This is a genomic window from Campylobacter concisus, assembly GCF_902460545.1.
GTDB classification, from domain to species: Bacteria; Campylobacterota; Campylobacteria; order Campylobacterales; family Campylobacteraceae; genus Campylobacter_A; species Campylobacter_A concisus_AE.
Window position 1 is genome coordinate 127,881 of the sequence record NZ_CABPUE010000007.1, and the last position, 12,182, is coordinate 140,062.

The following is a 12,182-nucleotide window of genomic DNA, read 5'->3' on the forward strand; positions in this document are numbered from 1 at the left end:
AAATTTATTTATATTCTTAAATAATTAGACTTTTATCTTTATGTTTTAAATATCTTTTAGCTTATGCTTTTATACGAGTGTTGACTAAAAACACCAAATATGATAGACTCCAAACCCAAATTTACCCAAAAAGGACAAAAATGAAAAAGATTATATTCTCACTATTAGCAGCAGCTTCTACATTACTAGCAGCCATAAATTTAAACACCGCCACAAAAGAAGAGTTAATGAGTTTAGATGGCATAGGATCTTCAAAGGCAGATGCAATAATAGAGTATAGAAAAGCAAATAAATTTAACTCAATAGAAGACATAAAAAATGTAAATGGTATAGGTGATAAGACATTTGAAAATTTAAAATCAGATATATCAGTATCAGGCACTACAAAGATAGATGACACAAAATCTAAAATAAAATCTAAAAAAGATGAGATAAAAGAAAAGGTAAGTAAAAAGAGTGATGAAGTAAAAGAGAAAAAAGATAGTGCTAAAGATGATAATATAAAAGAGATAAAAGATAAGAAAGAAAAGCTTAAAGATAAAGCACAAAAGAGTAAAGCTAAAAAAGAGAAAAGCAAAGAGTAATAAATCTAGAAATTTATAAAAATTCTTACACAGAGATACACAAAAATAGTTAGGAGCGCATAGCGTTCCTAATAAATAAAATAGATTGGTTTTTATATATCTGCCTACTTTTTAATTCTATAACCTAGTTTGCCTATTTTTTAAATTTTATAAATTAATAAGCTCATCTAATAGATCTTGTAAAGTAATACTCCTTAAACTATCCTCTAAAGCTTCTTGTGCTTTTAGGAGAGGGGTGGTTAAGAGGCCTTCAATCTTGCCACCAAGCGGGCAGGCTTTAGGTGAGTCAGAGTGGATCTTAAAAAGTTTTTCTTTATCATTTACTGCGTTAAAAATTTGAAGGAGGGTTAGGTGTTGGGGAGTATCACTGACTTGAGATGTGGCGTTTGTGGGGCTGGGGTGCTTAGGTATCAAATAGTTATGTCAAGCATATGATGTTCGCTAGGCACTATTTCCTCATTATCTGCTATATTATCCAAATTTTCCTCGTCACTATCTCTTGAATTTTGTTTTTTGCTCTCAAACTCACTTGCCTCTTCTTCATTTTTTTGGCGTTCATGTTCCTTTTCAGGGTCTATTTTATAAGACTCTTCCATCGGACGCACCTCTTTGATCTCTTCACTTTGTTGCGAGGCAAGCTCAGCTGCCATTAAAGACTGCATATCAAATCTAGCTTGTTGATTTGCATGTACTTGCGATACCACCGGAGCATTTTGATTTATAAAGTTACTATTTCCTAAAGGTGTTACAGCCATTTTTAGCCTTTATTTATGATGATAGTTTTATAGTTCGTATAAGTGACATTTGCGCCGTTTTCACGTTTTAAATTTTCACGCTTAGTGTAGTCCACCTCGTATCTGCCAGCTCCCTTTACGCTAAATTCTACGCAGAATTTAGCTGCCATTTTTAGCACATCTTCGGGTACCTTGCTCTTGTTTGTCTTGATAATAACGTGAGCGCTTGGGGTATCCTTTAGATGTAACCATATATCGTCTTTTTTGGCAAGGTCAAGCAAATTTATATTGCCTTTTTCATTTCTACCAACTAGTATTTTAAATTCTCTAACGTAAAAAATTTCGGTATTTTCACTCACGTCTTTTACGTGGCGTTCTCTTTGTTTTGCCTTGTTTTTTGGGCTTAAAATTTCAAGCTCATAAAGACTGTTCGCTTCTTTTAAAAGAGATTTTAATCCTTCAAAAAACTCGATCTTTTCGCTTAAATTTCTCTTTTCTATCTCCACGCCAAGGGCTTTTGCGCGAAGCTTTTTTGATCTTGTATAAAATTCATTTGCACTATTTTTTGGTGTATCGCTAAGGGTTAATTTTATCTCGTTGCCATCAAAATCTTTCAGGCAAATTTCCCTCTCATAGCCCTTAAAATTTCCCAGATTTGCAAGCAAAAGCGATCCTAAATTCGCAGCTTCTTCACTCTTTCTCATCAGCTCATCTTTGTCTTCAAGTGAGTTTAAAATTTCGCTCATGCTACCTATCTTTTTTTGTACGCTTGTAAGCTTCGCCTCTTTTAAGCCAGCTATCCTAGACTCATTTACTCTGGCCGCTTCACTTCTAAAAAACGCCTTAAAGTCAGTTATGGGCTCGCACGGTTTTTCCTTGATAGTGATAGCTGTAAGCTCTCTTAAAACTTCGCCAGTTTCTATTTTGCGGTAGCTATTATCGATGTGTCTTAACGCCTCGATTATTACGTTGTTTTCATCGGTTATTACAGCATTTGTAAAGCGCCCAGTAAATTCAAGATAAAGCACAAAATTTTCACTTTTATATGAGCCGCTTTGCGTGCAGATAAATTTTAAAATCCTATTATCTTTCAAGCACTCAACGCTTTTTATATGCGAGGCATTAAAGCGCTTTTTTAGCACATTATCAAAAGGTGCTTGATAAATTTTTGCTTCTTTTAGCTCGTCATCTTTGTAGATAGCAGAGTTTGATTTGTTTAGATCAAAGATGATCTTTTCGCCATTAAATTCGATCAAAATAGCCATATCATTAATGCGTTTTGCTTGGATTATCTTTGTAAAATTTGATAAATAACTTGCTATTTGAACTAAATGTGCGTACTTCATGCTAGCGATTATATCAGAAATGTTGCAAAAATGTTTTAACAAAAGCTTCATCGCTTTTTGTGACAGAATAGTAAAAATCTGTTTTCTGATCCATGTTTAATTTTTCCAAATGTTTTATTTGTAATGTTACTAAAATATAAATTTTTCGTAAATTTTTTTCATAAAAATTTAAAATATATTTTTATATAATGATAACTATTTTTATAATATTAAATTTTCTTTAAGGGATGATAAATGAATAAATTTCGCATTAGTGCGGTGCTTTGTTTTGCTATTTCTGCTTTAAATGCTACTGATGTAAGCTTGGATGGGATCAGTGTAGAAGATAGCGCAGACGATGGTTACAGAGCCACAACGAGTGAGGTGGGCAAGACAAATACGCCAATTCTTGAGATCCCGCAGACGGTAAACGTTGTAACCCAGCAGCAGCTAAAGGATAAAAAGCCAGAGACCCTAGCTGAGAGCCTTCAAAACGTGAGTGGCGTTAGCTACGGCAACACCACGGGCGGCATCTTTGACTCGATCATAAAAAGGGGATTTGGCGGTGGACGCGACGGCTCGATCATGCGAAACGGGGTGCCTGCTAGCGTCATGCATAGCTTTAACAAAACCGTAGAAAGCGTCGAGGTACTAAAAGGCCCGGCTAGCTTGCTCTACGGCGCGCAAGAACCTGGCGGCATCATAAATATGGTCACCAAAAAGCCAAAATACGACTTCTCAAACGAAATTTGGGCGGGCATCGGCAACCGCAACTACTGGAATACAGGCTTTGACACCACAGGACCTATTGCAGAGAGTGGGTTTGCATATAGATTTATATTTGATACTATGCAAAAGGACTACTGGAGAGAGTTTGGCGAATATAAAAATGTTCTCTTTGCACCCTCACTTTCGTATAAAGGCGATGATTATCGCATAAATTTGGCTTATGCGCACACACGCTCGACCGATCCGATTGACCGAGGCATGTATCTCATTCCAAGCACTGGCAAGCTACTGCCGATAGATAAGAAAAGACGCCTTGACGAGCCATTTAATAAGCTAAAAACAAAGCTTGACACGCTAGATGTAAATTTCGAGAAAAATCTCGGCGAAAACTGGCTACTAAAGGGTGCTTATGCATTTTCTCGCTCAAAGCACGAGTACGGACACATAAGGCTAATGAACGTAAATTTAAACACGGGCGTTGCGGCTAGACGAAACGAGGCGTATGACGGATTTATCCACCGCACGCATGCTGGATCGTTAAATTTAAACGGCTATGTTAAAACTGGCGAGATAGAGCATAACTTACTCTTTGGCATCGACGCAAAGGAGTACTACCGCTATAGACCAGGTGGCCTAAAAGATACGGGTAGCCACTTAAGCATAAACATATATCATCCTATCTATGGAAGAGTAGGACTACCAACTGCCAGGGAGTCGAGCATCCAGTATCAAAAGCTAAGAACGATCGGATTTTACGCACAAGATAGCATAAATTTAACTGAAAACTTGATCTATTCTTTAGGAACTAGGTATGAATACTACGACCAAGTAGCTCGCGGCACAACTAGTGGGCCAAATAGCACAGATCAGCAAGATGGCAAATTTACGTGGCAAACTGGGCTTTTATATCTACTAACGCCTCAGTGGTCGGTCTATACCAACTACGCACAAAGTTTCAATCCGCAAATGGCTATGAAAGGCGATATCGGCGATATAAAGCCTGAAGAGGGCAAAAGCATCGAGCTTGGAACTAAATTTCAAAACGATAGCATAACGGCTAGCGCGGCGGTTTTTAATATCAATAAGAAAAATATCATGCGCACCGTAAATAGCGTGAGTACGCCAGTGGGCGAGGCGCGTTCTAGAGGATTTGAGTTTGACTTTAACGGCCGCGTGACACAAGGGCTAAGCGTGGGCGCTAGCTACGCGTACACTAAAACCGAGGTGCGCAAGGATAGCGGAGCGTTTGCCGTGCTAGTGGGCAAACCGCTAGAAGCTACGCCAAAGCACCAAGCCAGCTTGTTTGCTAACTACGACTTTAGCCACCTAGGCGTAAAAGGCCTAAGGATCGGCGGCGGAGCGAGGTATTTTGGCTCATGGTACACCTACTACATGAGGACGAATTTACCGGCCGTGCCTGCAGGAACGGGCTTTAAGATGGACGACGCGGTCGTTTACGACGCATTTATCAGCTACGATACCAAGATCGCGGGCTACGAGACGAATTTTGCCTTTAACATCAAAAACTTAACCGATAAACTATACTACACCTCATCATCGACTGGTACGGATGCTAATATCATACCGATACAACCGGGCTATGCTCGCCAGTTTATGCTGACTGCTAGCGTTAAATTCTAAATTTACTAGGCCTTTTGGCTTAGTAAATTTTCTTTAAATTTAGCAATTTTCGTTAAAATCGCCTCAAAAATTTAAAGGAAATTTATGAAACAAACTATCACCGAGAAAATATTTTCAGATCACGTTGGCAAAGAGGTGGGCGCAGGAGAGATCATCGAAAGCAAGATCGATATGATCATAGGTAACGACATCACGACGCCTATTTCGATCAAGCAGTTTGAGCGAAGTGGTGCTAAAAAGCTAGCCAACCCAGACGGCTTTGCCATCGTGATGGACCACTACATCCCGACAAAGGACATCCTAAGCGCAAATCAAGCCAAAATTTCACGTGAATTTGCCTATAAACACGACCTTAAAAACTATTTTGACGAAAAAGATATGGGTATCGAGCACGCGCTTTTACCTGAAAAAGGGCTAGTCATCCCAGGCGACGTCATCATCGGTGCAGACAGCCACACCTGTACGCACGGAGCTCTTGGAGCCTTTAGCACCGGCATGGGTAGCACCGACCTAGCTTATGCAATGATCACTGGCAAAAACTGGTTTAAAGTGCCTGAGAGTATCAAGGTCGTCTTTAAAGGCAAGCTTGATAAGCACGTCTACGGCAAAGACCTCATCCTTGAGATCATCCGTCAAATAGGCGTTGACGGCGCACTTTACAAGGCGCTTGAGTTTAGCGGCGAGGTGATAGAGGGCCTTAACATGGATGATAGATTTTCAATGTGTAACATGGCGATCGAAGCGGGCGCAAAGAGTGGTATCATCGCGGTTGATGAGATCACAAAAGAGTTTTTAAAAGATAAAAATTTACGTGATAAACCAAAATTTTTCTACTCAGACGAGGGCGCAAAATACGACAAAATTTTAGAGATCGATGTGACCAATCTTGATCCAGTCATCGCATATCCATTTTTGCCAAGCAACGGCAAGAGCGTAAGACAAGCGGTTCGCGACGATTTAGCCATTGATCAAGCATTTATCGGTTCATGCACAAATGGCCGTCTAAGCGACCTACGTATCGCAGCACAAATTTTAAAAGGCAAAAAAGTAGCTCGCAAGACAAGGCTCATCATCACTCCAGCGACGCAAAAGATCGCAAGAGCTGCCGAAAAAGAAGGCTTAATCGACATTTTCATCGAAGCAGGAGCGGTTGTGAGCAATCCAACTTGTGGCGCTTGTCTTGGCGGATATATGGGAATTTTAGGTGCAAATGAGCGCTGTATCTCGACGACAAATAGAAATTTCGTAGGACGTATGGGCGATAGAACGAGTGAAATTTATCTGGCTAACTCAGCAGTTGTAGCGGCCTCAGCCATAGCAGGTAAAATCGCCGATCCAAGGGACTTATAAAAAATAATATGGATAGTTTGATATCTGACTTATTAAAAATTATACTCGGTGCAGTCCTAACAATGTGTGCGCAATGGGTGTACGCTAATCTAAACACGAAAAAAGAGAAAAATATAAACTCAGGCGACAAAAGCTAGAGTAAGCGTTTATTATAGTTGGGGGATATTTTAGGGGGAATACATTACAAAGTAGCTTTGTTAATAAATCCAAATTTAAATATAGAAAATCCAAAATTTGAAATTGGTAAATTACACTCGCTTATCAGTTTTTACGCACCAGAACTGCAAGATGGCTATAAGGATTTTATGTCTACATATCAAGAATTCGGTCCGCTTATCATAAACAAATTCAGAACTTTAGATAGTGATGACAAAAGAATAGAGGTAACAACTGAGGAGCTAGTGCAAATGATCTTTTCACTAAGCTCAAAAGGCAATATAATTAAAGAAAAGTTAGCCAAAATAGCGCAAACACTATAAATTAGTTGCTGCGGCGAAGCAAATAATGTTTTATTGTAAAATCGCCACAACAACTAAATCAGCGTATTAAAACGCTGTTATTGTAGCCAAAAGACCAAAGATTATACCTGGAAAGTTTGCAGCAGAAAGTGGATAGTCTTTTTTAGCTTTTAATAGACCGTAACTTGTCCAGATTGTGCAGTTTAGCGCAGCCGCTAGTGGCTGTATAAAAGGCGTCTTGTTGCCGTCAAGGTTACCCATTATTTGTGGGATGTATGAAAAGTACATAACAACTGATAGGCATGTGCCGATCCAGCCTAAAATTTGTAGATTTTTTTCGCTCATTGCTTTTCCTTAAATAAAAGCGCCATTATATCTTTTTTTAATCATAGCAAGCAAATGGATAAAATAGCTATGATTTTTACTGCGATTAAGATGGTTTTAGTAAAATTGAGCATTTTAAAAGGATAAAAATGCCAGATATAGTATATGACAAAGCAAAATGGCACTGGGGTGCGAAAGATGCGCCTACTGATATACCGCATGAAAACGGTGCGACACACATTGCATTTTTCTTTCGCTGGTGCATGGAACACAAATTTTATTCAAAGGAATTTGCGGCAGATTTTGCGGACGATATAGCACAGATGGACGAAAATTTTAACTATCGTCAGTATCTTTTTGATGCTATGGACGGCGTACTTGGAAGCGCGGAGCTAAATACTGCTGGTAAAGCCTTTGCAAAAGCTTACTATACGACTGATCGGACAAAATTTGCCAAAATGTATGGTTGGTATTTGCAGGATTATACGGATTTTGTTTCGAAAAAATTTGGTGAAAAATACTTTGATAACGCCTATTTTTATATAGAAAACTCACAAGAAAACTATGCCTTGATCAAAGCCATCATTGATCGTCGCTACGAGGAATTTTTAACAATGAAAAAGGCAAAGCAGGCTTAAAATTTCACAAGTAGTATAAACAAAAATAAGTTTTTATCACATATTTTTGGTAGATCAAAGCCGCTTTTAGCTAAATTTAGCCTCATAACTTTCTTAAGGGAAAAGATGCAAACTTGCGTGATTTTAGCAGGTGGCAAAAGCTCGCGTATGGGGCAAGATAAGACACTTTTGCCATTTGGTGGTTTTAAGACGCTTACTCATTATGAGGTTGCGAAATTTAGCAAAGTTTTTGACGAAGTTTATGTAAGCTCAAAATTTGAGAAATTTAGCCCGCCACTAAAGCTTATAAAAGATGAAAATAACGATAACTATTCGCCAATGCTCGCACTTTACTCCATTCTTAAAAATTTTGATCATAGCATTTTTGTGATACCAGCTGATATGCCATTTTTTGATCTTAAAAGCTTAGAGGAGCTTGCTAAATTTAAAGATGAATTTGACATGGTCGTGGCCAGTGATAATGAGCACATTCACTCGCTTTGTGGTTTTTTTAGCCCAAGGCTTGCCACTTTGGCTCATGAGTTTTATTTAAAAAATGAGCATAAAATCGGACTTTTGAGAAAAAGCTGTAAATGCAAAGTCGTAAATTTTAAAGATAGTGAGCAGTTTTTTAACGTTAATTTCCCTGATGAATACGAAATGGCAAAGAAAATCCAAGAAAAGAAGATAGATGATGAGTAAAATTTTATTATTTTTAAGCCTTGGCCTTAGTTTTTTGATGGCAAGTGGGCTGGATGATTTTAAAAGAGCACAAGAGCTGGAGCAAAGTGGCGACATAAAGGCTGCGATGCAAATTTATAAAGAGCTAGCCAAAGGCTCTTTAAACGAGCAAGAAGCGATACAAAATGTGCAAGCAAGTGAGCTAGTACCAAGAGAGGCAAAGTTAAAGCAAGCCGATCTTTTAAGAGAAGATAAAAGTGGTAAAAATTTACAAAATGCGCTTGGTATCGAGCTTTATAAATTTAACTACCTTTTGCCAGTAACTTATGCTAAAAATGTGCCAAACGATGAGCGAAAAAGTGTTGAAACTAAGTTTCAAATAAGCCTTGCAAAGCCGTTGTTTTATGACCTGTTTGGACTTAGAGAGAGCCTTGTGGCAGCCTACACGCAGACATCTTGGTGGCAGATAACAAGAACTTCAGCGCCGTTTCGTGAGACAAACTATCAGCCAGAAATTTTTCTAAATTTTGCTTCGCCAAAATATTTGGAGCAAATAGGTGTAAAAAACCTAAAATTTGGACTTTTGCATGAGTCAAATGGACGAGATGGTAGCAATTCAAGAAGCTGGAATAGAGCTTATTTGCAAAGTGATTTTGTTTTTGGCAAGCTTAGCATTTCGCCAAGAGCTTGGATGGTAGTGGGCAATAAGGGCGATAATAAAGATATATTAAAATACATCGGGCATGGCGATGTAAGGCTTAGCTACAACCTTAATGATCACATTTTTAGCCTAATGCTAAGAAATAACTTACATTTTGATAAAACAAATAAAGGTGCTGCTGAAATTTCATATATGTTTCCTATCTTCTCAACCGGAGTTTATGGCTATTTGCAGTATTTTACGGGATATGGCGAGAGTTTGATTGATTATAATAGGCATACTGATAAATTTGGTCTTGGTTTTGTTATTTTAAAATAAGCTAAAAATTTTAAACTTATAAAATGGCTAAATTTAGGCAAATAGTCATAAATTTACTCAAATATGTCAAAAAAATTTAATTAATCAAAAAACTTAAAAATATTAGAAAAAATACAAGCAAATTTTGCTAAAATCTTAAGCAAAATCTCAGAGCAAAGGAGTTTTTATGAGCGGAATCTCACTAATTGTCTGTTTTGTTGTAGCCATCATACTTATGATCGTTATGATCTCTAAGCTAAAAGTGCATCCATTCTTGGCACTTATGAGCATTTCTTTGGTTCTTGCGATCGTCGCAGGCATCGATCTGTCCAAGATCCCAGCGATGATAGGTGTCGGCTTTAGTGGCACATTCAAGAGTATCGGTATCGTTATTATCTTTGGAACGATCATCGGTACCGTGCTTGAAAAAACGGGAGCTGCTTTAAAGCTAGCTGATATGGTTGTTAAGCTAGTCGGACAAAAGCGTCCAGAGCTTGCTATGCTCATCATGGGCTGGGTTGTTGGCATTCCGGTATTTTGTGATAGTGGATTTGTAGTTTTAAACTCTATTCGCGAGGCACTTTATAAGAAAATTTCAGCAAGCCCAGTCGCTATGTCAGTCGCTCTAAGTGGCGGCCTATACGCATCTCACGTCTTCATCCCGCCAACTCCTGGTCCAATAGCAGCTGCAGGAACACTTGGTCTTGGCGGAAATCTGCTCCTTGTCATCATCATGGGAACAGTCGTTTCAGTGCCTGTGTTGATAGCTGTTTATTTCTTTTCAAAGAGTGTTGGCAAAAGCGTGACTATCAGCGACAAAGATGCTGACGCTACTATCACAGCTAGTTACGAAGATCTTTTAAAGAAATTTGGCACGCTACCTAGCGGATTTTTGAGCCTTGCTCCTATCATCATGCCTATCATTTTTATGGCGATTGGCTCTATTGTCGATGTTTTAGCAAAACAAGGCATGTTTGATAAAACGGCTCTCTTACCAAAGATACTTTTATTTTTAGGAAACCCTATCATTGCTCTTGCAATCGGCGTGATCTTTTGCGTATTTTTATTAGTAGAAGCCAGAAAGATAAGAGAATTTGACCACATCACGAACGAATCTTTAAAGATCGCTGGACCGATACTCTTTATCACAGCAGCTGGCGGTGTTTTGGGTAATGTCATCACTGAGGCCGGCTTTGTAAATTTCATAAAAGAAAACGCAACCGCCATAAAAGCGATAGGAATTTTCTTCCCATTCATCATCTCAGCCGTACTAAAAACCGCTCAAGGAAGCTCGACCGTGGCTATCATCACGACAGCGTCTATCATGGGTGCGTTTAGTGCCGACAACTCACTCATGCAAACACTTGGCTTTACGACCGAGCTTTCGGCTGCACTTTGCGTCATGGCGATAGCATCTGGTGCGATGTGCGTATCTCATGCAAATGACAGCTACTTCTGGGTTGTGACAAATTTTAGCAAGATGAGCGCAGAACAAGGATATCGCACACAAACGGCTATGACGTTTATAATGGGCATCGTTGGTATAATTAGCGTTTACATATTATCTTTGGTGCTTTTATGAGAATTTTAGTTGCGATTGATTCATTAAAAGGCTCGCTTAGCTCGCTTGAAGCGGGCCTTGCTGTAAAAGAAGGACTAGAAGAGATTGGCTGCGAGGTCGTTGTCAAGCCTATTGCAGATGGTGGCGAGGGTAGTGTAGAGGCGATGGCTGATGCACTTGGTGCGAAATTTATAGATACGATAGTTAAAAATCCACTTGGAATTGAAATTTTAGCTAGATATGCACTAAAAGATGACCTTGCAATACTTGAAATGTCAAGTGCTTCTGGCCTTACACTCATAAATCCAGATGAGAGAAATCCACTAAAAACTAGTACATTTGGCTTTGGTCAGATGATAAAAGATGCCATTGCTAAAGGTGCTAGAAAATTTATCATTGGCATCGGTGGAAGTGCGACAAATGACGCTGGTACAGGCATGCTTAGCGCACTTGGCTTTAAATTTTATGATAAAGATGGTGCTTTACTTGAAGGAAAAGGCGAGAATTTAGCCAAAATTTGTGAGTTTATAGATGAAGAGGCGCTAAAAGAGCTAAAGGATTGCGAATTTTTAATCGCCTGCGATGTAGACAATCCTCTTTATGGCATGAATGGAGCAGCCCATGTTTATGCCCCTCAAAAGGGTGCAAATGGCCGTATGGTAAAAGAGCTTGATGATGGGCTAAAACACTTTGCAACTCTTGTAAAGGAAAAGACTAATAGTAAATTTCACACACAAAAAGGCGCTGGTGCCGCTGGCGGACTTGGCTTTGCATTCGTGGCATTTTTGGGAGCGAAACTTCGACCAGGTATTGAGATCATTACGCAGACTATTGCACTTGAAGACGAGATCAAAAAGGCTGATCTAGTCATCACTGGTGAAGGCCGTATGGACTTTCAAAGCTCAATGGGCAAGACACCAACTGGGGTTGCAAAACTAGCCAAAAAGTATCATAAGCCAGTGATCGCATTTGCTGGAAGCGTGCAAAAATGTGCCAAAGATTGCCACAAAAATGGGATTGATGCCTATTTTTGTATATTAAATGAGCCAGTGAGTCTTGAAGAAGCTATGAGAAAAGATGTCGCGATTAGAAATTTAAAGATGACAGCGGAGCAAGTCATTCGCCTTTATATGCTAAACCATAAAGCATAATTTTAAAAAGATAGAAGTTTATTTTCTATCTTTTTCCCACTTCTTTCTAAATTTTACTATCCAAATTCT

Annotated in this window: 13 protein-coding genes; 9 read left to right on the plus strand and 4 right to left on the minus strand. The window is 38.9% G+C overall.

Translation table 11 applies throughout. The features are described from left to right. Positions 1–140: 140 nt before the first annotated feature. Positions 141–584, plus strand: a complete 444-nt coding sequence (locus FZ949_RS09780; protein WP_103580162.1) for a ComEA family DNA-binding protein — start codon at positions 141–143, stop codon at positions 582–584. Between the two features lie 147 nt (positions 585–731). On the opposite strand, the gene FZ949_RS09430 is transcribed toward FZ949_RS09780, so the two are convergent. The 3 genes from FZ949_RS09430 to FZ949_RS05905 are packed head-to-tail and all read right to left on the minus strand — an operon-like array spanning position 732 to position 2,715. Next, a complete protein-coding gene (locus FZ949_RS09430) occupies positions 732–998 on the minus strand; it encodes an Rrf2 family transcriptional regulator (RefSeq protein ID WP_222862784.1) in 267 nt (88 codons plus the stop codon). Then, positions 995–1,339: a hypothetical protein gene (locus FZ949_RS05900; RefSeq protein WP_021091672.1), complete on the minus strand. Its 345-nt coding sequence runs from the start codon at positions 1,337–1,339 to the stop codon at positions 995–997. The genes FZ949_RS09430 and FZ949_RS05900 overlap by 4 nt, the downstream gene beginning before the upstream one ends. Positions 1,340–1,341: 2 nt before the next feature. Then, complete coding sequence (locus FZ949_RS05905; protein ID WP_234401487.1) at positions 1,342–2,715, minus strand: NFACT RNA binding domain-containing protein; 1,374 nt, start codon at positions 2,713–2,715, stop codon at positions 1,342–1,344. Between the two features lie 183 nt (positions 2,716–2,898). Between FZ949_RS05905 and FZ949_RS05910 the strand changes: the two genes are divergently transcribed. From FZ949_RS05910 to FZ949_RS05920, 3 genes are all read left to right on the plus strand, one after another. Further along, a complete protein-coding gene (locus FZ949_RS05910; protein ID WP_103579419.1) occupies positions 2,899–5,013 on the plus strand; it encodes a TonB-dependent siderophore receptor in 2,115 nt (704 codons plus the stop codon). 84 nt (positions 5,014–5,097) lie between these two features. Continuing rightward, positions 5,098–6,363 carry a 3-isopropylmalate dehydratase large subunit gene (gene leuC / locus FZ949_RS05915; protein ID WP_103579420.1) on the plus strand — a complete coding sequence of 422 codons (1,266 nt, stop codon included), beginning with the start codon at positions 5,098–5,100 and terminating at the stop codon, positions 6,361–6,363. A gap of 155 nt (positions 6,364–6,518) precedes the next feature. Then, a complete protein-coding gene (locus FZ949_RS05920; protein WP_141089811.1) occupies positions 6,519–6,842 on the plus strand; it encodes a hypothetical protein in 324 nt (107 codons plus the stop codon). 66 nt (positions 6,843–6,908) lie between these two features. Here the strand turns inward: FZ949_RS05920 and FZ949_RS05925 are convergent, their stop codons facing one another. Continuing rightward, the gene (locus tag FZ949_RS05925; protein ID WP_021091682.1) at positions 6,909–7,166 is read right to left on the minus strand and encodes a SemiSWEET family transporter; all 258 of its coding nucleotides are present in this window, start codon (positions 7,164–7,166) and stop codon (positions 6,909–6,911) included. A 128-nt stretch (positions 7,167–7,294) separates the two neighbouring features. On the opposite strand from FZ949_RS05925, the gene FZ949_RS05930 reads away from it, so the two are divergent. The 5 genes from FZ949_RS05930 (at position 7,295) to FZ949_RS05950 (ending at position 12,113) form a co-directional block, all read left to right on the plus strand. Continuing rightward, on the plus strand, positions 7,295–7,783 hold the full coding sequence (locus FZ949_RS05930) for a DUF7832 domain-containing protein (RefSeq protein ID WP_103579422.1): 489 nt from the start codon (positions 7,295–7,297) through the stop codon (positions 7,781–7,783). A gap of 105 nt (positions 7,784–7,888) precedes the next feature. Further along, a complete protein-coding gene (locus FZ949_RS05935) occupies positions 7,889–8,464 on the plus strand; it encodes a molybdenum cofactor guanylyltransferase (protein ID WP_103579423.1) in 576 nt (191 codons plus the stop codon). Further along, positions 8,454–9,422, plus strand: a complete 969-nt coding sequence (locus FZ949_RS05940; RefSeq protein WP_234400095.1) for a phospholipase A — start codon at positions 8,454–8,456, stop codon at positions 9,420–9,422. The genes FZ949_RS05935 and FZ949_RS05940 overlap by 11 nt, the downstream gene beginning before the upstream one ends. A gap of 166 nt (positions 9,423–9,588) precedes the next feature. Continuing rightward, positions 9,589–10,983: a GntP family permease gene (locus FZ949_RS05945; protein ID WP_103579424.1), complete on the plus strand. Its 1,395-nt coding sequence runs from the start codon at positions 9,589–9,591 to the stop codon at positions 10,981–10,983. Further along, positions 10,980–12,113: a glycerate kinase family protein gene (locus tag FZ949_RS05950; RefSeq protein ID WP_103579425.1), complete on the plus strand. Its 1,134-nt coding sequence runs from the start codon at positions 10,980–10,982 to the stop codon at positions 12,111–12,113. Before FZ949_RS05945 ends, FZ949_RS05950 begins: the two co-directional genes overlap by 4 nt. Positions 12,114–12,182: the final 69 nt, after the last annotated feature.

Coding starts and splice junctions, on each gene's coding strand:
- FZ949_RS09780 (WP_103580162.1), top strand. CDS start 141: ATGAAAAAGATTATATTCTCACTATTAGCAGCAGCTTCTACATTACTA.
- FZ949_RS05900 (WP_021091672.1), bottom strand. CDS start 1,339: ATGGCTGTAACACCTTTAGGAAATAGTAACTTTATAAATCAAAATGCT.
- FZ949_RS05905 (WP_234401487.1), bottom strand. CDS start 2,715: ATGAAGCTTTTGTTAAAACATTTTTGCAACATTTCTGATATAATCGCT.
- FZ949_RS05910 (WP_103579419.1), top strand. CDS start 2,899: ATGAATAAATTTCGCATTAGTGCGGTGCTTTGTTTTGCTATTTCTGCT.
- leuC (WP_103579420.1), top strand. CDS start 5,098: ATGAAACAAACTATCACCGAGAAAATATTTTCAGATCACGTTGGCAAA.
- FZ949_RS05925 (WP_021091682.1), bottom strand. CDS start 7,166: ATGAGCGAAAAAAATCTACAAATTTTAGGCTGGATCGGCACATGCCTA.
- FZ949_RS05930 (WP_103579422.1), top strand. CDS start 7,295: ATGCCAGATATAGTATATGACAAAGCAAAATGGCACTGGGGTGCGAAA.
- FZ949_RS05935 (WP_103579423.1), top strand. CDS start 7,889: ATGCAAACTTGCGTGATTTTAGCAGGTGGCAAAAGCTCGCGTATGGGG.
- FZ949_RS05940 (WP_234400095.1), top strand. CDS start 8,454: ATGATGAGTAAAATTTTATTATTTTTAAGCCTTGGCCTTAGTTTTTTG.
- FZ949_RS05945 (WP_103579424.1), top strand. CDS start 9,589: ATGAGCGGAATCTCACTAATTGTCTGTTTTGTTGTAGCCATCATACTT.
- FZ949_RS05950 (WP_103579425.1), top strand. CDS start 10,980: ATGAGAATTTTAGTTGCGATTGATTCATTAAAAGGCTCGCTTAGCTCG.